21 protein-coding genes and 1 pseudogene are annotated in these 17,626 nt (G+C 69.2%); 10 read left to right on the top strand and 12 right to left on the bottom strand.

Annotated features, from left to right (window positions below; all coding sequences use genetic code 11):
* Nucleotides 1-214: 214 nt before the first annotated feature.
* The 3 genes from E1286_RS13910 to E1286_RS13900 form a co-directional block, all read right to left on the bottom strand.
* On the bottom strand, nucleotides 215-955 hold the full coding sequence (locus tag E1286_RS13910; protein ID WP_132612424.1) for an ABC transporter permease: 741 nt from the start codon (nucleotides 953-955) through the stop codon (nucleotides 215-217).
* The gene (locus tag E1286_RS13905; RefSeq protein ID WP_132612422.1) at nucleotides 948-1,829 is read right to left on the bottom strand and encodes an ABC transporter ATP-binding protein; all 882 of its coding nucleotides are present in this window, start codon (nucleotides 1,827-1,829) and stop codon (nucleotides 948-950) included. The genes E1286_RS13910 and E1286_RS13905 overlap by 8 nt, the downstream gene beginning before the upstream one ends.
* Before the next feature lie 99 nt (nucleotides 1,830-1,928).
* Entirely contained in the window at nucleotides 1,929-2,306 is a 378-nt protein-coding gene (locus E1286_RS13900) for a DUF6069 family protein (RefSeq protein ID WP_132612420.1), read from the bottom strand.
* 131 nt (nucleotides 2,307-2,437) lie between these two features.
* Here E1286_RS13900 and E1286_RS13895 point away from each other — a divergent pair, with 131 nt between their 5' ends.
* Complete coding sequence (locus E1286_RS13895; protein ID WP_132612418.1) at nucleotides 2,438-2,827, top strand: hypothetical protein; 390 nt, start codon at nucleotides 2,438-2,440, stop codon at nucleotides 2,825-2,827.
* Nucleotides 2,828-2,881: 54 nt separating this feature from the next.
* Here E1286_RS13895 and E1286_RS13890 read toward each other — a convergent pair whose 3' ends face one another.
* Nucleotides 2,882-3,241: a MerR family transcriptional regulator gene (locus E1286_RS13890; RefSeq protein ID WP_132612416.1), complete on the bottom strand. Its 360-nt coding sequence runs from the start codon at nucleotides 3,239-3,241 to the stop codon at nucleotides 2,882-2,884.
* A gap of 64 nt (nucleotides 3,242-3,305) precedes the next feature.
* On the opposite strand from E1286_RS13890, the gene E1286_RS13885 reads away from it, so the two are divergent.
* Nucleotides 3,306-3,635, top strand: coding sequence for a putative quinol monooxygenase (locus E1286_RS13885; protein ID WP_132612415.1), 330 nt, complete (start codon nucleotides 3,306-3,308; stop codon nucleotides 3,633-3,635).
* 185 nt (nucleotides 3,636-3,820) lie between these two features.
* Nucleotides 3,821-4,138 (top strand): alpha/beta fold hydrolase, encoded by a 318-nt coding sequence (locus E1286_RS50175; protein ID WP_223189944.1) that lies wholly within the window; start codon nucleotides 3,821-3,823, stop codon nucleotides 4,136-4,138.
* A gap of 344 nt (nucleotides 4,139-4,482) precedes the next feature.
* On the opposite strand, the gene E1286_RS13875 is transcribed toward E1286_RS50175, so the two are convergent.
* Nucleotides 4,483-5,316 carry an SDR family oxidoreductase gene (locus E1286_RS13875; RefSeq protein WP_132612413.1) on the bottom strand — a complete coding sequence of 278 codons (834 nt, stop codon included), beginning with the start codon at nucleotides 5,314-5,316 and terminating at the stop codon, nucleotides 4,483-4,485.
* 84 nt (nucleotides 5,317-5,400) lie between these two features.
* On the opposite strand from E1286_RS13875, the gene E1286_RS13870 reads away from it, so the two are divergent.
* Together E1286_RS13870 and E1286_RS13865 are read left to right on the top strand one after the other, a co-directional pair.
* Nucleotides 5,401-5,997 (top strand): TetR/AcrR family transcriptional regulator, encoded by a 597-nt coding sequence (locus tag E1286_RS13870; protein ID WP_132612412.1) that lies wholly within the window; start codon nucleotides 5,401-5,403, stop codon nucleotides 5,995-5,997.
* A gap of 333 nt (nucleotides 5,998-6,330) precedes the next feature.
* Nucleotides 6,331-6,549, top strand: coding sequence for a pentapeptide repeat-containing protein (locus E1286_RS13865; protein WP_165969724.1), 219 nt, complete (start codon nucleotides 6,331-6,333; stop codon nucleotides 6,547-6,549).
* On the opposite strand, the gene E1286_RS13860 is transcribed toward E1286_RS13865, so the two are convergent.
* The gene (locus E1286_RS13860) at nucleotides 6,521-8,050 is read right to left on the bottom strand and encodes an aldehyde dehydrogenase (RefSeq protein ID WP_187368160.1); all 1,530 of its coding nucleotides are present in this window, start codon (nucleotides 8,048-8,050) and stop codon (nucleotides 6,521-6,523) included. The two genes, E1286_RS13865 and E1286_RS13860, sit on opposite strands and share 29 nt — an antisense overlap.
* Nucleotides 8,051-8,058: 8 nt before the next feature.
* Nucleotides 8,059-9,378, bottom strand: coding sequence for an O-acetylhomoserine aminocarboxypropyltransferase/cysteine synthase family protein (locus E1286_RS13855; protein ID WP_246074840.1), 1,320 nt, complete (start codon nucleotides 9,376-9,378; stop codon nucleotides 8,059-8,061).
* 108 nt (nucleotides 9,379-9,486) lie between these two features.
* Between E1286_RS13855 and E1286_RS13850 the strand changes: the two genes are divergently transcribed.
* Entirely contained in the window at nucleotides 9,487-10,047 is a 561-nt protein-coding gene (locus E1286_RS13850) for an Lrp/AsnC family transcriptional regulator (protein ID WP_246074838.1), read from the top strand.
* Nucleotides 10,048-10,142: 95 nt separating this feature from the next.
* On the opposite strand, the gene E1286_RS13845 is transcribed toward E1286_RS13850, so the two are convergent.
* Complete coding sequence (locus E1286_RS13845) at nucleotides 10,143-10,733, bottom strand: TetR/AcrR family transcriptional regulator (RefSeq protein ID WP_165969723.1); 591 nt, start codon at nucleotides 10,731-10,733, stop codon at nucleotides 10,143-10,145.
* 51 nt (nucleotides 10,734-10,784) lie between these two features.
* Here E1286_RS13845 and E1286_RS13840 point away from each other — a divergent pair, with 51 nt between their 5' ends.
* A complete protein-coding gene (locus E1286_RS13840) occupies nucleotides 10,785-11,327 on the top strand; it encodes a GNAT family N-acetyltransferase (protein ID WP_132612404.1) in 543 nt (180 codons plus the stop codon).
* Nucleotides 11,328-11,609: 282 nt separating this feature from the next.
* Here the strand turns inward: E1286_RS13840 and E1286_RS52030 are convergent.
* A pseudogene (locus tag E1286_RS52030) lies at nucleotides 11,610-11,744 on the bottom strand (hypothetical protein); the annotation flags it as partial.
* A 326-nt stretch (nucleotides 11,745-12,070) separates the two neighbouring features.
* Complete coding sequence (locus E1286_RS13825; protein WP_132612402.1) at nucleotides 12,071-13,021, bottom strand: LysR family transcriptional regulator; 951 nt, start codon at nucleotides 13,019-13,021, stop codon at nucleotides 12,071-12,073.
* Between the two features lie 71 nt (nucleotides 13,022-13,092).
* On the opposite strand from E1286_RS13825, the gene E1286_RS13820 reads away from it, so the two are divergent.
* On the top strand, nucleotides 13,093-14,025 hold the full coding sequence (locus tag E1286_RS13820) for a DMT family transporter (protein WP_132612400.1): 933 nt from the start codon (nucleotides 13,093-13,095) through the stop codon (nucleotides 14,023-14,025).
* Here E1286_RS13820 and E1286_RS13815 read toward each other — a convergent pair.
* Together E1286_RS13815 and E1286_RS13810 are read right to left on the bottom strand one after the other, a co-directional pair.
* Nucleotides 13,965-14,489 (bottom strand): TetR/AcrR family transcriptional regulator, encoded by a 525-nt coding sequence (locus E1286_RS13815; RefSeq protein ID WP_223189938.1) that lies wholly within the window; start codon nucleotides 14,487-14,489, stop codon nucleotides 13,965-13,967. The two genes, E1286_RS13820 and E1286_RS13815, sit on opposite strands and share 61 nt — an antisense overlap.
* Nucleotides 14,490-14,587: 98 nt before the next feature.
* Nucleotides 14,588-15,487 (bottom strand): LysR family transcriptional regulator, encoded by a 900-nt coding sequence (locus E1286_RS13810; RefSeq protein ID WP_132612398.1) that lies wholly within the window; start codon nucleotides 15,485-15,487, stop codon nucleotides 14,588-14,590.
* Nucleotides 15,488-15,606: 119 nt separating this feature from the next.
* Between E1286_RS13810 and E1286_RS13805 the strand changes: the two genes are divergently transcribed.
* Complete coding sequence (locus tag E1286_RS13805; RefSeq protein ID WP_132612396.1) at nucleotides 15,607-16,755, top strand: FAD-dependent monooxygenase; 1,149 nt, start codon at nucleotides 15,607-15,609, stop codon at nucleotides 16,753-16,755.
* Between the two features lie 135 nt (nucleotides 16,756-16,890).
* A partial coding sequence (locus E1286_RS13800; RefSeq protein ID WP_132612394.1) for a serine hydrolase domain-containing protein occupies nucleotides 16,891-17,626 on the top strand: 736 nt, incomplete at its 3' end.

Here is a 17,626-nt window from a genome sequence, read left to right as displayed (position 1 = left end):
CGGGCGACGACCGCACATTCCGTCCCGGAGCCTCGCAGTCTGCTCGCTCCCCGAACCAGCAGCTGACCGCCCTCGACTCCGTCAACCAAGATCACGATTGTGGCTTTGGCCGTACCTGGGCTACATCCCTCGTTGGCTACGGCCGAGGACCGATGTGTGACGAACGACCTCAACACCTTTCGCACCGCACTGTACGTGGCTGCTGAGAAACGGATCAGGAGAAGCGGCGGCCCTCGTCGCGGCGGTAGGCCCAGGTGGCGGCGGCCGCGGCGAGAATGATCCAGGCGGCGAAGGCCGCGAGCGAGACGGGGGAGGGGGTGCGGCCCGCCACCGCGGCCCACATGAGTTCGATGGCGCCCCGGCTGGGCACGAACGGCGCCAGGGATTGCACGAAACTCGGCATGACCTCCAGCGGCATCAGGAGCCCGCCCAGCGCCGCGATCGGGAAGTACGTCACCTGCGACACCGCGATCGCCGCCTTGGGGGACACCGCGTATCCGATGAACAAACCCATCAGCATGAACGGGACGGAGCCCACCAGCAGTGCGCCGATGCCCAGTGCCAGGCGGAGCGGGGAGACGGCGGCGGCGGTGAGGAAGGCGGAGATGAGCAGGACCGGCACCACCGACAGCAGCATGCTGGCCATTGTGGTCACGATGCGGCCGCCGAAGCGGGGCAGCGGGCCGGCGGGCAGCGTGCGCAGGTAGGGATCCCAGGGCTGCTCACGGTCCTGTGCCACGCTGATACTCAGCCCGATCAACGCCGCCGACATGGCGCCGAACAGCATCATCCCGGCCGTCGCCTGCGTGGCGCTCGCCGGGTCGGCGCCGGCGAAGGGCACCACGAACGCCAGCATCGCGGCCGCGGGGAAGAACGCGCTGGCCACCAGCGCGATCGGGACGCGCAGCTGCTCCAGGAACTGGTAGCGGGTGTGGGTGAGGATCAGGTTAGGCACGTGCCTCCTCCTTGGAGGTGATGGTGATGAAGGCCTCTTCCAGAGAGGTCGGCCTTACCTCGAGGTCGGCGAAGGCCGTCCCGGCGCGCACCAGCTCGGTGACCAGCAGGTCGGAGTCGGTGGTGAGCAGGTGCACCCGGCCGTCCTCGACCGAGCTCCGCATGATGCTGGGCAGATCTGGTACGGCCGGCGCTGCGAAGGAGACCCGGCGCACGCCCACCACGTCGCGCACGGCCTGCACGGTGCCGTCGGCCAGCACCCGGCCCAGGCCGATCACCACCACCCGCTGCGCCAGCGCCTCGATCTCCTCCAGGTAGTGGCTGGTCAGCACCACGGTGCCGCCGTCGGCGTGGAAGCTCCTGATGCCCTCCCACAGGGTTCGCCTGGCCTCCACGTCCAGCCCGGTGGTGGGCTCGTCGAGGAACACCAGCCGCGGCCGGCCCGCGAAGGCCAGCGCCACCGCCAGACGGCGCTTCTGCCCGCCGGACAGTCCCCCGACCTGCCGCTTGACCAGGTCACCGAGGCCGAACCTGGCCAGCAGCTCCGCCGTACCGTAGCGCTCGGGAAAGTGCGCGGAGACGAAGTCGACGATCTCGCCGACACGCAGCGACTCCGGCAGCCCGGTCTCCTGGGGGGTCACGCCGATGCTCCGCCGTACGGCAGGGTCGGAAGGCGAGCCGCCGAGCAGTTCCATCGTGCCCGACGTCGGCCGGCGCAGCCCTACGAAGAGGTTGATGAGGGTGGACTTGCCGGCGCCGTTCGGGCCCAGCAGCCCGATCAGCTCGCCCGCCCTGATGTCGAGGGAGACGCGGTCGAGCGCGAGCACGTCACCGTAGCGGCGGGTGGCATCGATCGCTCTGGCGAGGACGGTCATGTCATGTCTCCTGTGCCGTGTCAGCGTTGTCCAGCGGGGTGCGAATGGTCGAGGGCGCGCCGCCCGCGCCTGGTTGGCGGATGACGGGCCCGGACGGGTTCATCGCCGTGCCAGCCCCAGGACGAGCACGGTGCCGACGACCAGGTGCATCAGGACCAGCACCAGCATCGTGGCGATACCGACGGCACTGCCGAGCGGCCCGAGCAGGGACAGGATGAGTACGGCCAGGGCGACGATCGTCCAGATCCGGGCGGGCCGGGGCGCGAACCGCTCCAGGACCGCCAGCAGCGCCCAGCCTGCCAGCCCGACCAGCAGGCTCACCACCAGGACCAATCCCGGTTCGATCGCCTGCGTGCCGACGCCCATGCGCACGGTCAGAGTGGTTCCGGCGACCGGCACGGCCAGGGCCCAGACGGCCAGGGCGGCCGCGGGGGCGCCGGCGACGGTGAGGAGGATTCGCTTGGCTGAGGTGTTCATGCTCGTCAGCTTCGCCTGCTCGCCCGATCCGCCACATCGGGCGAGCGGTCGCTCTGTGTTCTCCCCCGGTGGGGTACGGGTCCTCCTTTGGTAGGTGACGGCGCCTGCGACCTGGCGATCACCCTGACTCGGTGAGCAAGATCCGACCTTCGTACCCGATCGCGATGGCCGGCGTGGTCCTCGGAATGGGTGGCCTGAGCGCCCTGACGCTGTGGAGCCTGGTCGGCGGGCCCATGTGGGGGCTGGACGTCGTCGTTGCGGCGGTGAGCTTGGTCGCGGCGCTCGCCCAGCTGTGGTGGCCGGCCTCGGGGGCACTGGCTGCGACCCTCCTGGCCACCATCTCTCCCGTGGCCACTGCGGCGGCGACGATGGGGGCGCTGCAGGTGGCCCAGCGCAGGCGCTTCCCCGTCGCCGCGGCGGTGGCGGCCGGGGGCATCGCGGCCCACGTGGTCCAGGGGCTGTGGCGGCCGAACTCCGGCATCTCCCAGCAATGGTGGTTGATCATCTGTTCTGTAGGTTGATCACCGGTGTTTGACGCAGGCTCGGTCACGGCTTCCCGACGCGTGACGGCCGGTTCAGATGCGGGTGAGTGCTCGGGCGGAGGCTTCGAGGATGTCGCCCAGAGCGGTGCGGGCTTGGGTGAGGTCGGCTATGCGGGAGTCAAGCTCGGCGTACTGGGTTCTGAGGTGATCGAGAACGCATGCCTGGAGCTCGGTGCCGTCGCCGACGAAGCAGGGCATAAGATCGCGGATGACCTTGGTAGGGAGCCCGGCGGCGAGCAGGGTACGGATGCGGGCGACGGTGGCGGGGGCCTCGGGATCGTAATGGCGGTGGCCGCCCTCGCTGCGGCGGGAGGTGAGCAGCCCCTGAGCCTCGTAGTAGCGCAGGAGACGTACGGCCACGCCTGTTTCGCGGGACAGCTCCCCGATCTTCATGTGACCCACCTCATAGGACAGCGGCTTGAATCTGACACCGGTGTCACATCCTAACGTTGCTCACATGACGACGACTTCAACTGCACCGGCGCCCGTTTCGCTCTACGGATTCCTGACCCCCAAGCCCGGACACGCCGACGAGTTCAGGAAGCTCCTGATGGACCTCGTCGAGCCGTCTCGAGGGCACGAGGGCAACCTTCAGTACCACCTCCACGAGCAGGAGGACGGCCGCTTCTTCCTCTATGAGGTCTGGAGTTCGCAGGAGGACCTCGACCGGCACAACGCGACCCCACTGCTGCGCGCCTTCATGGACGCCCTGCCTGAGCACATCGAAGGAGCGCCCGAGGCCTACTTCGGCGCGATGAGGAGTCCCTATCCGGCCATCGTGGCCTGACCGGAGGGCTTGCAGCAGACTCGAAGAGTTCCTGACGGAGTCAGAGTTTGGCCAGTCGACGCCGGCAGATACGTCCGCCTCGCCTACGTCGACAGCGAAGGCACCGGCCACCCGATACTCGCCCTCCACGGCGCCTTCGGGCGCGGACGCGTATGGATGACCCTCGCCGAACACCTCGGCCCTGACTGGCGCGTCATCGGACTCGATCAGCGTGGTCATGGCCTGTCGGACGAGCCCGGAGACTACGGACGAGAGGCATTCCTCGCCGACACCACAAACGTCATCGAGACGCTCGGATCGGCCCTGCGATCCTCATCGGCCATTCCCTGGGTGCAATCAACGCCTACCAGCTCGCCGCCCGCCGGCCCGACCTGGTGCGGGCCTTCGTCGCCGTCGACTTCCCCGTCGAGGCCGGCGACTTCACCAACCCCTGGCTCGACCAGTTTCCCGAGCGGTTGCCGACGCTGGAGCCCTCCGCTCCGCCATCGGCGAGCAGGTGTTGAGCTTCGGGTCAATCGACCATTTTCAAGAGAACGCCTTCGAGGACGAGCGCGGCCGGGGCTTCATCGATGACGTGGAAGGCAGCTCCGAAGCCATTACCCAGCTCGGTCCGGCCCGGCAAGGGGTCGGAGTTCGGCAGAGAGCAGCGGCTCAGCGCCCGCAGGACAACCGGGAGCGAACGAGGACCGGGTTTCCGCCCCCCTGGCAGCCGCGTCCGGGCTGTGGCCGCCGGAACACTGCCCCCAGTCCTCTCATCGTGACGCCATCGCGCATGAAGTCGTGGCCGCCACGCCTTTGAAATCACCTGGAAAAGGTCCCGACTCAAGCGCTCGACAGGGCCATGGCATCAGCGGAAGGCCGCGGCGTTGCGCTTGGCCCAGTCGGCGAAGGTGGCGGGAGCACGGCCGAGGATCTTTTGGACATCAGGGCTGACGGTCTGTTCGCGGACGGTGGGGGTGCCGAGAATGTCAAGGGTGGTGTCGGCCACCGGAGCGGGCATGAACGTGAGCATCTGGGCGTGGGCCTCTTCCCGGGTCTGGTCGATGAAGGTGACAGGCTCGCCGATGGCGTCTCCGATGGCGGCCGCGCGCTGGCGTGGGGTGGTTGGCATGGGGCCGGTCAGTTCGTAGATCGCGTTCGTGTGGCCCGGCTGAGTCAGGGTGGCGGCGGCCACGGCGGCGATGTCGCCGGGGTCGATGACGGGGAGGCCCACCTCGCCGAAGGGCGCGGCGATCGTGCGGGTCGCCTTGATGGCCGAGGCCCAGGCGTAGGCGTTGGAGGCGAAGCCGCCGGGGCGCAGGATGGTCCAGTCGGTGCCGGAATCCATGACGACCTGTTCGAAAGCGGCGAAGGCCCGCCCGTGTGACAAGGAGTCCGGGCGGGTGGCCACTCCCTGGGAAGAGAGCAGGACGATCTTTCCGGAACCGGCGAACGGGGCGACGACCCGAGCGGGGTCGCCGGCCATCATCAAGTCCCCGCCGACGAGCAGGAAGACCGCGTCCGCCGCGGAGGGCACGTCGGCGGACGGCCGGGAGAGGTCGGCGGCGACCGCGCGGACGCCGGGCGGCACGTCGCCATCGGTGACGCGGCGGGAGGCGGCGGTCACCTCGTGCCCCTGCTCGGCGAGGATGCGGACCAACGTGCGGCCGACATTTCCTGTGGCTCCCGTGACAACGATCATGACGAATTCCTCGATTCGCGAGTAGTTAGTTAGTCGACTGACTGACTGAGACCTAGCATGGACGGGAGTCGTATAGTTAGTCAGATGACTGACTTGAAAGGGTCCGCCCGAGTCCGGGCGGCCGGCGCCAAGCGGGAGCGGCTCATGAGGGCCGCGGCCGAAGTCGTGCACCAGCAGGGCGCCGAGCGCACCACCATCGCTGACATCGCGCGGATGGCCGAGGTCCCCGTGGGCAACGTGTACTACTACTTCAAGACCAAAGCCGAGCTCGTCGCCGCCGCACTGTCGGAGCACGCACGGCAACTGGACCTGCTCACCGGCCGCCTGGACCAGCTCCCCGACCCCCGCGAGCGCCTGAAAGGCCTGATCAACGCCTGGGTGAGCCAGCGCGACCTCGCCGCCCGCTACGGCTGCCCGACCGGAACACTCGCCGTCGAGCTGGACAAACGCAAGGAGGGCGGCTTGGACGTCGAAGCAGGCAAGGTCATCCGGCTTTTGCTCACCTGGGTAGAGCGCCAATTCCGGGAGCTGGGCCAGCCGGACCCCGAAGGCCTGGCGCTCACCCTGGTGGGCGCCTACCAGGGCATGTCCCTGCTGACCAACGCCCTGCGGGACCCGGGGATCATGCAACGCGAGGGTGATCGCCTACTCGCCTGGCTCGACTCCCTTGAAACCAACTGAGTCCGCCGCGCCGTGGCCCAGGACGAGCAGAAGATGATCCCTCGCCGCTGCGCGGGGGCGATTTCCGACATCATCACAGCCCGCCGCCTGGCCATGGCCAGCTGCGCGACGAGCGCCGGAACGCCGGCGACCAGCACCAGGCCGGCCATCATCGGTGGGATCACCAGGCCCGAGGCGAGGAAGCCACCGAGCGTCAGGACGGTTCTGCCAAGATCGACGTCGCTGTTGACGAAGGTGCGACCAGACTAAACCTGCTGCATCCGCGACGCTGCGCCGCGTCGAGGCGAGGGGCCCCTCGACCATGGCGTGCGCCTCCGACGCCGAGCAGGCCAGTTGCCGGCTGTAGACGGCCATGGAGCCGCCCGTCGCCACTGGCCCGACATCCGCCTCGACCTCGACGGCGCCACCCTCATCCGCTTCGACCTGACCGGCTGCCGTTTCTGCGAAGCCGGGTTCGACAGGGCGACCTTCACCGGCACCGCCTTGGGTATGGTCGCCCTGCAGATCGGACCGCTCAGCGATCTCAGACCCTGGCCTGGCGGTTGTGTCTGATGCTGATCCAGGTGGTCTTCAGCTCCGTGTATTTGTCCAGCGCATGGAGCGACTTGTCGCGGCCGATGCCGGACTGCTGAAATCCGCCCCACGGTGTGGTGATGTCACTGTCGTCGAAGTTGTTGATCCAGACGGTCCCGCTCCGCAGTCGCCGGGCGGCGTTGAGCGCCACGTCGATGTCCTGCGTCCAGACCGCGGCGGCAAGGCCGTAGGTCGAGGCGTTGGCGAGCTCGATCGCCTGCTCGGGGCCGTCGAAGTCGATGACGGCCAGCACCGGGCCGAACACCTCTTCCTGGGCGAGCCGGGTGCCGTTGCCGACCTGATCGACGATGGTGGGTTCGACGTAGGCGCCACCGGTCTCCACGCGGGCGGCGCCGCCGCCGAGCACCAGGCGCCCGCCGGCGTCCTGGGCCTCGCGCACCCGAGCGAGGATGCCGTCCCTGCTGTCGTGGTCAATGACGGCGCCGAGCTCGGTCGCCGGGTCGAGAGGGTCGCCGAGCCGGATGGCGCGGGCCTGGGCGGTGATGTGCTCGAGCAATCCATGCTTGACGCGCCGGTCGACCAGGAGGCGGGATCCGGCGTTGCACACCTGGCCGGCGTTGAAAAAGATTCCCCACGTCACGGCTCGCGCGATGGTCTGGAGGTCCTGGACGTCCGCCATGACGATGTGCGGTGTCTTGCCACCGCATTCGAGGCTGACTCGTTTCATGTTGCTCTCCCCGGAGTAGCGCAGGAAGAGCTTGCCGACCTGGGTGGAGCCGGTGAAGGCGAGAGCGTCCACGCCGGGGTGACGGCCGAGGGCCTGCCCGGCGGTCTCGCCGAGCCCAGGGACGACGTTGAGCACGCCGGCCGGTAGGCCGGCCTCGACGGCGAGCTCGGCGGCGCGCAGCGCGCTGAGGGGTGACTGCTCGGCGGGCTTGAGCACGACGGAGCAGCCGGCCGCCAGGGCAGGCCCGAGCTTCAGGCAGGCCATGTACAGGGGGAAGTTCCAGGGGGTCACGCATCCGACCACCCCGATCGGCTCGCGTGTGACGGTCGCCAGTACGTCGCCGCCGGTGGGCGCGGTCTCGCCGTACACCTTGTCGATCGCCTCGGCGTACCAGCGGACGGCCCGGATGGCGGCCGGAACGTCGACCGTACGGGCGTCGGTGATGGGCTTGCCCACATCCAGCGACTCGGTCAGCGCGAGTTCGTCGGCGTGTGCCTCGAGGAGGTCGGCCCAGGCGAGGAGCACGCGCTTGCGCGCCCCCGGCGGCTGGTCGCGCCAGCGGCCGTCGTCGAAGGCCCGCCGGGCAGCTCGCACGGCGACGTCGACGTCCGCGGCGTCGCAGGCGCTGACCTCAAGCAGAATCCGGCCGTCGATCGGGCTGTGGTCGGCGAAGGTGGCTCCGTCCTTGGAGGACGTGCGCACACCGTCGATGAAGGGCGTGCCGCGCAGACTGATCGACGCGAGTGCCGCGTCCATCGTGTCTGTCGGCTCGGTGTATGCGTGGTCGGTCATGGGGCCGGTCATGGCTGCTCCGGGAGGGTGGTGGAGTTGAGCGCCTGGGTGAGGTCGTGGATCAGATCGGCCGGGTCCTCGAGTCCGACCGACAGCCGTACATAGCCTGGGGAGATGCCCAGCGAGGCCAGTTCCTCGGCGCCGAGCTGGGAATGCGTGGTGCCGGCCGGGTGGGTGATCAGGGTTCGGACGTCACCGAGGTTGACCACGTGGCGCACTATCCGCAGGCGTGACACGAAGTCGGCGGCCGCTGCATAGCCACCGGCGAGTTCGAGGCCGATCAGCCCGCCCCGGCCGCCGAGATAGCGCCGGGCACGCCGGGCGTCGTCACCGCTGTGCAAAGACGGGTGGTTGACGCGGCGCAGCGCCGGATGGCCGTGCAGGTGCGAGGCGATCACACGGGCGGTGTCACAGTGGCGGGCCATTCTCAGCGGCAACGTCTGGATGCCCTGCACCAGCCGGCTCGCCGCCGAGGCGGCGAGAGCGGGCCCGAGATCGCGCATGAGCGTCCGTCGCAGTCGCACCAGGTACGCGCTGGAGTTTCGGGCGCCGGCGAGCGTGGTCCACACCTGCCCTCGGTAGGCGGGATCGGGTTCGGTGAGCAGCGGCAACCGAGTGCCGGCGGCGCCCCAGGCGAAACGGCCCGTGTCGACGATGACCCCGCCGAGGGCGGTGCCGTGACCGCCGATGTACTTGGTGGCCGAATGGACCACCACGGCAGCGCCGTGCCGTCCGGGGCGGCACAGCACCGGCGCGCACGTGTTGTCCACGATCAGCGGTACGCCGATCCGGTCGGCGACGTCGGCGACCTGCCGGATCGGGAATGTGCGCAGGGACGGGTTCGGCATCGTCTCGCCGTACAGCGCACGGGTGGTGTGGTCCGCGGCGCGCGCGAACGCCTGCGGATCGCATCCGTCGACGAATCGGGTCTCGATGCCCCATCGGCGCAGGGTGTGGGCGAACAGCGCATGGGTGCTGCCGTACACGTCCGAGGAGCAGACCAGGCTGTCGCCAGCCTGACACAGGTTGAGAACGCTCAGCGCGATCGCGGCCATGCCGGAGCCGGTCGCGACCGCGCCCACGCCCTCTTCCAGGGTGCTGACCCGCCGCTCCAGCTCGGCACAGGTGGGATTGGCGTAACGGCTGTAGGTGAACGCCTCGCCGAGCGCGTCCTCGCCGTAGAGCACTCCCGCCTCGGCGACGCCTGGCAGTTCGAAAGAGGCCGTCTCGTACACCGGCCAGGCCACCGGCCGGATCTCGGGCCCCGTTCGGCCGGACGTGCCGCCGGCCAGCAACCGCGTCTGCACGTTCCAGTCACTGTCCTTCACGAGGGAGACCATAGCGGGATAAAAGCCTCCGTGTCACAGTCACAATTGCTATGATGCCTACGAAACGATGGCGATTACAGCAACTGGCCGCCGAACGGAAGGACAGACATGGAGATGGGAGACAGTGCCGCCCTGGATGCGATCGACCTCGCGCTGCTGGCCCGGCTTGCCAAGGACGGCCGCGCGAGCCTGACCGATCTCGCGCGGGAGGTCGGCCTCAGCCGTCCCTCCGTCGCCGAGCGCCTCCGCAAGCTCGAGAGCACCGGCGTGATCACCGGCTACGCGGCTCGCATCGATCCGACCCGCCTCGGCCTTCCACTGCGCGCGCATGTGCGGCTGCGCCCCCACCAGCCCAACGCCCGCGCTCACGGGCTTCGCGAGAAGTTGCTCGCCCTCGGCCATGTGCTCAGTTGCGTGCATGTCACCGGCGACGACTGCTACGTCATCGAGGTGGCCGCCCGGAGCCCGTCTCATCTCGAAGAGATGATCGACAGCCTCACCGGGATCGGACGCACCACGACCCTCCTCGTCCTGTCCGATGTGGTAAGCCTGTCCGACGTCGATATCAAAGCCCTCCTGCGCGCCCCCGATCCGGAGTCGGACCTTCTGCTCCAACCGGAGTCCGTCCCATCGAGCCACACATCGCCGCTCCTACCGGGCGAACAGTGACAGGCGGGTCCTCGGCAGTGCCGAGGCGGGGCAGGCGGGGAGAGCGCCGGAGTCGAACGAGCAACCGGCGGCACGCGCCGAGTGATCCACGTTGATCAGTGCGAGGCGGTCAGGGTGGCCAGGTAGTCGTCCAGGAGCTCGACTTGTCGCTGTGGCGGGAACGCTACCGGGTCGAACAGGGCCTGGACCACCAGTCCGAGAATGAAGGATTGAGCGCCGACTGCGATGTGGAGGGGGTCACCAGGGGGCAGTTCGCCGAGTTCCTGGGCTGCGGCCACCCGCTCGCTCAGCCGGTCCCGGCTCTGGGCGTACTTGCGGGCGTAGCCGGTGCTCAGGTCGGGGTCGGAGAGTGCGGCGTCCCAGGAGGAGACCCAGATGCGGTTGCTGTCGGTGGCCTCGGGGGTCAGCGGCAGGATGTCCAGAAGTGCGTCCCTGAGGGCGGCCAGACCTTTGCCCGCGTGGCGGCGAGGGCGGGAGGCTGTGCGCTGTTCGAGCAGGTCAAGGGCGTACTCCACCAAGGCCTGCTTGGTGGGGAAGTAGTGCGTGAGCAGGCCGGTGGTCGCGCCGAGTTCGGCGGCGACGGCGCGCAGGGTCAGGCCGGCGAAGCCGCGTGTGGCCATTACCTGCCAGACCGCTGCGGAGACGTCGCGCCGGCGAGCCTCGTGATCTCCCTTGGTGCGTGCCATGCTGCTACGGTACATTTCCGTAACGCCTGTTATGTGAATGGAGGGCTTTTCATGTTCTCGCTGCCGCTGCGCGACGGTGCTCGTCTCGGGCCGCTGGAGGTCTGGCATGCCGAGGAGTTCGCCGACCATCTGGACCGGGCCCGCGAGCACATTCGTCCCTGGGTCGGCCCTTCGTTCGTCACCGACGACGTGGAGGCGGCGCGGGCCACGCTCAAGCGGTACGCCGAACGCCAGGCCGGCGACGGTGCGCGCCTGTATGGCATCTGGCGGGATGGGGTGCTGGTCGGCGGTGTGATGTTCACGGATTTCGATGCCGCTCTCGGCTCGTGTGAGATCGGTTGCTGGCTGGAGCCGTCCGCTGAGGGCCACGGACTGATCACTCAGGCGTGTGGCACGTTGTTGGACTGGGCGTTCACGTCCCGAGGGCTGCACCGGGCCGAGTGGCACTGCCGGGCCGACAACGAACGCAGCTCAGCTGTGGCCAAGCGGCTCGGCATGACGCTGGAGGGTGTGCGACGCGAGGCATGGCCGTACGAGGGCGTGCGCTACGACAAGCAGATCTGGGCGGTCCTTGCTTCCGAATGGCGGGCATGAGCCGGTGACCGGCCGTGCTCGGAGCGGTCGAGCTGGAGGCCCTGCTGAGCCATGGTGCGCATCACGAAACCGTCCTGGCCGGTCACTCCGGACTCGTCTGCGAGCGCATAGGACTGCAGGTAGTAGCGCTGAGCCAGGCCCTGCTGGCCAGCGTCGTAGGCTTTCGCCCGGCCAGGTGCACCGCCCGGGCGGCGGCCGGGAGCATCTGCTGGCGTACCTGCTCGGCCGGTGGCGCAGCAGCTGGCTGATCTCCGACAGTGACGCCCCGGCCCGCCGCATCGCGGTCGCGGCGGCGTGGCGCAACTGGTGCGCGCTGGCCGGCTCCAGCCCGGCTCGCAGGCAGGCGCGTTTCACGGCATGGCCGACCGCCGATGACGTGACCGGCCTGTATGGGGCACGGGCGCGGAGGAACAGCATCCCGCTGGCAGCGTCCTGCCGGCGAACATAACGGCAGTAGTCCACGCCGAGCCAGAGCTGCTGGCCACCGATCGACATGTTGCCCGACGCAGGCACGACCGGTCGACCTCGATCGCCTGGTGCGACAGCGGATCGACCGTGCTCGTCAGGGTGGGCTCGGGCACCTACTGCCGCGACATCGGCCCGCCACATCGGTGACCTTCGCCCCGACAACACCTCAATCACCGCGTGATAGCGCTGCTCCAGACGCTCAGCTCCACCGATGCCATCCCGGCCTCCCCGAAGCGTCGATACACCGCGAGCAGGCACAGAAGACGATCAAGGTGTCAAGCACCGAGCGAGACAGGACACGTTTCTCCATGGGATGCAGGGAAACGTTCAGCACTGGTGGTCAAGGCGTCCAGGACACAGTTGACCAGAGGGTGCTGGCGAGTGCCCTGACGGATGGCGGCATAGAGCGTGCGGTGTATGCCCGGCTGATGGACACCGAGCAGTTTGACACCGGTGGCGTCCCCCGACGTGGGAGGCGTGGCGATGGCAGGCAGGAGGGTAATGCCATGACCCGCACTGACCAGCGCCGCGGCCACCGTGAAGTCCCCGCTATGCGCCACGACGTGCGGCTCGAAGCCGGCCAGGGCGCAGATACGCTGCAGCATGGTCTCGCAGGAACTCCCGGCGGCCGGGGCGATCCAGCGCTCGTCACGCAGTTGCGCTAGATCAACATCAGGTCCCCGGAGGGGGTGATCGCAGGCTACCGCGATCAGTAATGGCTCGGTGAACAGGTCGATGCGGTCGATGTGCGCTTGCGGTCGCTGTGGTGTCAGGCCATACTCGCCGGCCAACACAACGTCGAGATCGCCGCGCGCGAGGGCGGGAAGGCTGTCTTCCGGTTCGCATTCTTCGATGCGCAGATCCACGTCGGGCGCCGTGGTGCGCAGTGTGGTCAGCGCGGCGGGTAGCAGCGTCCGGCCTAGCGTGGCGATGGTGCCCACGGCGAGTGTCCCGCGTAGGTCCCCGTCGAGGGAAGCGAGGTCCGCCTCGGCGGCCTCCAGGCCCGCTAGGACCTGACGCGCGTGACCGGCCAATCGATGCCCTGCGGCGGTCAGTCGAGCGGTACGCCCGCTGCGGTCGACCAGAAGCATGCCGACCTGCCGCTCGAGGGCGGCGATGTGCTGCGATACGGCGGGCGGTGTGAACGTCAACGCTCGTGCGGCGGCGGCGATGCCGCCGTGTTCGGCTACCGCGAGCAACACCCGTAGGCGACGCACATCCAGCATAAAGTGATGCTACATGGGTGCCGAAAAAGTCGTTACTAGCGCTTACGCACCCGCCACGGCAGGCTTGGGTCATGTTCAGTGATCGACGGGTGGCCGCCGCCGTGGCCGTCACCGTGCTGTTGTGGTCTGCGGCATTCGTGGCCATCCGAGTGGCTTTACCTAGCTTCGGCGTGGCAGGCCTGTCGGTGGGCCGGCTTCTGGTGGCTTCTCTGGTCCTCGCGGCAGTCGCCCCGCTGCTGCGCGTACGCCGGCCTGCCCGCGCCGACCTACCCCGCATCATCGGCTGCGGACTGACCGGGATGACCGCTTACCAGCTGCTGCTCAACGCCGGTGAACGCAGCGTGCCCGCCGGTACCGCGAGCTTGCTGGTCAACACGGCTCCCATCGCTGCCGCCGTGCTCGCCCTCATCGTGCTGCGCGAACCATTGAACCGGCGAAGCATCGCCGGCCTGACTCTCGGGTTCGCAGGCGCCGTCGTCATCACCTTGGTGCAAGGCGGCGGCCTCACTCCAAGCCCGGACGCAGGCCTCATACTCGGCGCGGCCATCGCGCAGGCATCGTTCTTCGTGCTCCAGAAGCCTCTGCTGGCCCGTTACAGCGGAGTGGAGATCACGTCTTACGCGATGTGGTCGGGTACTGCCTTGTTGTTGCCGCTGCTGCCCGCCCTGATCAGCGAGGTGCCGCACGCTTCCGGCGAAGCGCTTGTGGCCCTGCTCTTTCTCGGAACCGCGCCCAGCGCACTCGGCTTCATCACCTGGGCCTACGCCCAAGCCCGCCTACCGGTGGCCACTGCCGCCAACACGCTCTACCTCGTGCCGTTCCTGGCGATCGGCATCGCCTGGGCGACCCTCAACGAAAGCGTTCATTCAGCCGCGCTGCTCGGCGGCCTAATGATCCTCGTCGGTGTTTTCATCAGCCGAAAGCCCAGCTCGACCAGCCCTGGTCAGATCAACAACCCGTCTGGAAGATCATTGCCGCGCCCCACGCAGACCGCGGCCGACTGAGCCACGGGATCCGACGAACTGCTTGGCCGTAGGCGCATGTTCGGGGTCGGTGATTGCGCGGCGAGCAGCGCGAAGTAGCGGGAGTCGGCCGCCTGAACCTCGTCCGGATCACTGCCGGGGCCGAGGCCGGCGAACGCCCGCGCCAGCGAGGCCCGCGCTACCTCCTGCCCACTCGCGATCATCTTCCGAATCTCGCCATCCTGCCGGGATGATGCGACCGATTCGAAGTTCACGAACCAGAGCGACCGGTTGGCCTGGATCGAGTCGATGATCCGGCCCCACAGGGCCTCCTCGTCATCGGGCTCCTCGAGGACCGCGAACAGCAGCTCGCCCCACTCCGTGTTGAGGTCACGCAAGGACCGTGTGAGCAGCTGCTCCTTGGATCCGAAGTGGTAGTTGATCGACGCCTGGTTCGCTCCCGACGCCGCGACCAGGTCTCGCAGTGGTGTGCGCGCTCGCTCCACCCGTGCTCCGTATCCGCGACCTGCGCTGCGAGTACCCGGGAGAGGCCGGGCCGGTCCACGCCCTACGCGGCATTCGACACCGCTCCGCAGACGCCACCTCAAGGGGCAGGGGCCGACGGGAGAGGGCCCAGGTCGCGGATGATCCCGGCCAGGGCCCGGATGGGCTCGCTCTCCGCCTCGCTCCGCCACACCAGCGCGTACGGCAGCGGATCCAGATCGGTGACCGGCAGATAGGCGATGTCCGGCCGTGCCCAGTAGCGTGTGACGTGGGCAGGGAAGAGCACGACGAGCCCGTCCATGCTGGCGAGGGTCATGGCCTCTTCCGCGTCTCGCACCACGGGGCCGCGCTCGATCTGACGGCCCCGCCGGGTGAGGCGCGGGGCGTAGGCGTCGTACCAGTAGCCGGGCCCGGTGTCGGCGTGCGGGTGCTGGAAGTCGGAGATCATCTCCAGCGAGACCGACGCGCGCGGGGCGAGCTGGTGGTCGGCGGCGACGGCCAGCACGCGCTGCTCGGCGAACACGACCGGCCCCACCGTGAGGTCAGGTTCGTCGATGGGGAGCCAGCTCACCAGGACGTCGATGTCTCCGCGGCGCAGCGCGGGAAAGGCTTGGCCCAGCTGTGCGCTGTGGATGCGCAGCTTCCACTGCGGGTGGCGGAGGCGGAAGACGTCCCAGTAGGGGCGCATGTCGTAGGCGTTGAGCGGCAGCATGCCGACGCGCAGCGTGCCGGTGATGCCCTGGCCGGCGAGCTGGGCGCGTTCCATACTGTCCTGCAGCCCGGCGTAGAGCGGCCGGAGGTCGTCCCGGAGCTGCCGTCCGACCGGTGTCAGCCGGACCGTGCGGTTGTTGCGCTCGAACAGCGGAGCGCCGACCTGCCGTTCCTGCTTCTGGATCGCCTGGGTGACGCGAGCGGGCGACAGGCACAGCCGGGTGGCGGTCCGGCCGAAGTGCAGTTCCTCGGCCAGGGTCAGGAAGATCTCGATGTCCCGCAGTTCCACGCCTGACCTGCTCCGTTCACTCCCGCTGAAGGTGATCTTTCGGAGTTCGTCGTTGTTCCGGGTGTTCACCGTACTTGATCCTCGATGCGTACGATTCGCCTGGTCGAGGGAGCACGTGGATGGACGTCCTTGTTTGCGGTGCCGGCGTCGCCGGGGCCGCCCTGGCGTACTGGCTGCGCCACCACGGGTTCACTGCGACCGTGGTGGAACGCACGCCGCGGGTGCGCGCGGGCGGGTACGCGGCGGGCCTGCGCGGCGAGGCGCTGGACGTGCTGGACCGGATGGCCCTGCTGGAGCAGGCTGAAGCGCTGGACCTGCGTCTGGGTGATGCGGCGATGGCGGACGAGTACGCCGCGATGCCCGTGGCGATCTGCGCGGGCGACCTGGAGATCCTCAGGGACGACCTGGCCGGCCTGCTGTACCAGGCCACCCGCCGGGAGGTCGAGTACGTCTTCGGCGACTCGATCGCCACCCTGGAGCAGACCGCCGACGACGTGCGGGCCACCTTCGACCGCGGCCGGCCACGCCGCTTCGACCTGGTGGTCGGCGCCGACGGGCTGCACTCGCGCACCCGCTCGCTGGCCTTCGGGCCGCACGAGCGCTTCGTCCGGCACCTGGGCCTCTACACGGCGGTCTTCGGCTTACCCGGCCACCTCGGCGCCGAAGACGGCAGCCGGGTCCACCGCGTACCGGGCAAGGCGGCCGCGGTGCTCAGCACCCGCGACGGCGCCCGAGCGCGTGCGGCGCTGCACTTCGCCTCCGGGCCGCTGGCCTACGACCGCGATGACTCCGGGCAGCACAAGCGCATCGTGGCCGAGCGGTTCGCCGGCGAAGGCCGGCTGGTCCGGCGCCTGCTGGAGGAGATGTGGGGAGCGGATGACCTCTTCTTCGAGGCGAACGCCCAGGTTGAGATGGACCGCTGGTTCTCGGGCCGGGTGGTGCTGCTCGGGGACGCCGGTTACTGTGCGGCGCCGGCCTCGGGTCGCGGCGCCTCCCAGGCGTTGATCGGCGCCTACATCCTGGCCGGCGAGCTGGCCGCCGGCGGCGGCCACGCGCAGGCGTTCGCCGCCTACGAGCGGGAAATGCGCGGCTTTGTCGCCGAGCATCAGCACATGGGGCGCGAAGGCGCCGACCAGTTCTTCCTGGGCACGCCTCTGCAGGAGAGGCTCGACCGCACGACGGCGGCCCGCCCGCACCTCGTGCGGCTCAAAAACTACGCTCCCGGCTTCGCCGCAGAGCGGCCGTCACCTGGCCGGACTGCCCGCTGACCTGGCGCTGCCGTGTCAACGGCGGCGTCAGGGCGGCGACGGCCCGATGTCAGGCCCCTCCGCGAGGGTGAACGCACGAACGCCGGATCGGAACGGAACCGGCGGACCAATCATGACGACAAGGAGATATGGATCATGGCAATCGGCAGGAACGGCTTCTCCGAGCAGGGTCTGCGCAGGCTGCGTGAGGTGCTGGCCAGGCATGTCGACTCCGGGAAGATCCCCGGGCTGGTGGCCCTGGTCAGCCGCGGTGGCCAGACGCACGTGGAGACGCTGGGCACGATGCAGCACGGCGGTGGCGCGCCGATGCAGCGGGACACGATCTTCCGGATGGCCTCCACCTCCAAGCCGGTCTCGATCGCCGCGGCGATGGTGCTGCTGGACGAGTGCCGGCTGCGGCTGGACGACGTAATCGACCCGTGGCTGCCCGAGCTGGCCGGCCGCCAGGTGCTCAAGCGCATCGACAGCCCGCTGGACGACACCGTGCCGGCCCACCGCCCGATCACCGTACGGGACGTGCTCACCTCCACCTTCGGCCTCGGCATGGACATGACCGCGCTGGGCACCCCGATCCTGAACGCCATCTTCGAGCGGGGGCTGACCCCGAACCTGCCGACCGAGGTGCCCGAGCAGGACGAGTGGATGCGCCGCCTGGGCGAGCTGCCGCTGATGCACCAGCCCGGCGAGCAGTGGCAGTACCAGATCAGCAGCGACCTGGTCGGCGTGCTCGTCTCGCGGGTCAGTGGCCAGTCGTTCGAGGAGTTCCTGCGCGAGCGCATCTTCGAGCCTCTCGGCATGACCGACACCGGCTTCCACGTGCCCGCCGAGAAGATCGACCGGCTGCCCACCCTGTACGCCCCCGACCCGCAGA

The organism is Nonomuraea terrae (assembly GCF_004348995.1).
In the GTDB taxonomy this organism is placed as follows: Bacteria; Actinomycetota; Actinomycetes; order Streptosporangiales; family Streptosporangiaceae; genus Nonomuraea; species Nonomuraea terrae.
This window is presented reverse-complemented; position numbering and strand designations above follow the sequence as displayed.

Coding starts and splice junctions, on each gene's coding strand:
- E1286_RS13900 (WP_132612420.1), bottom strand. CDS start 2,306: ATGAACACCTCAGCCAAGCGAATCCTCCTCACCGTCGCCGGCGCCCCC.
- E1286_RS13860 (WP_187368160.1), bottom strand. CDS start 8,050: ATGACCGACCACGCATACACCGAGCCGACAGACACGATGGACGCGGCA.
- E1286_RS13875 (WP_132612413.1), bottom strand. CDS start 5,316: ATGATCGTTGTCACGGGAGCCACAGGAAATGTCGGCCGCACGTTGGTC.
- E1286_RS13845 (WP_165969723.1), bottom strand. CDS start 10,733: ATGGCACGCACCAAGGGAGATCACGAGGCTCGCCGGCGCGACGTCTCC.
- E1286_RS13825 (WP_132612402.1), bottom strand. CDS start 13,021: ATGCTGGATGTGCGTCGCCTACGGGTGTTGCTCGCGGTAGCCGAACAC.
- E1286_RS13805 (WP_132612396.1), top strand. CDS start 15,607: ATGGACGTCCTTGTTTGCGGTGCCGGCGTCGCCGGGGCCGCCCTGGCG.
- E1286_RS13850 (WP_246074838.1), top strand. CDS start 9,487: ATGGAGATGGGAGACAGTGCCGCCCTGGATGCGATCGACCTCGCGCTG.
- E1286_RS13885 (WP_132612415.1), top strand. CDS start 3,306: ATGACGACGACTTCAACTGCACCGGCGCCCGTTTCGCTCTACGGATTC.
- E1286_RS13870 (WP_132612412.1), top strand. CDS start 5,401: ATGACTGACTTGAAAGGGTCCGCCCGAGTCCGGGCGGCCGGCGCCAAG.
- E1286_RS13905 (WP_132612422.1), bottom strand. CDS start 1,829: ATGACCGTCCTCGCCAGAGCGATCGATGCCACCCGCCGCTACGGTGAC.
- E1286_RS13890 (WP_132612416.1), bottom strand. CDS start 3,241: ATGAAGATCGGGGAGCTGTCCCGCGAAACAGGCGTGGCCGTACGTCTC.
- E1286_RS13840 (WP_132612404.1), top strand. CDS start 10,785: ATGTTCTCGCTGCCGCTGCGCGACGGTGCTCGTCTCGGGCCGCTGGAG.
- E1286_RS13820 (WP_132612400.1), top strand. CDS start 13,093: ATGTTCAGTGATCGACGGGTGGCCGCCGCCGTGGCCGTCACCGTGCTG.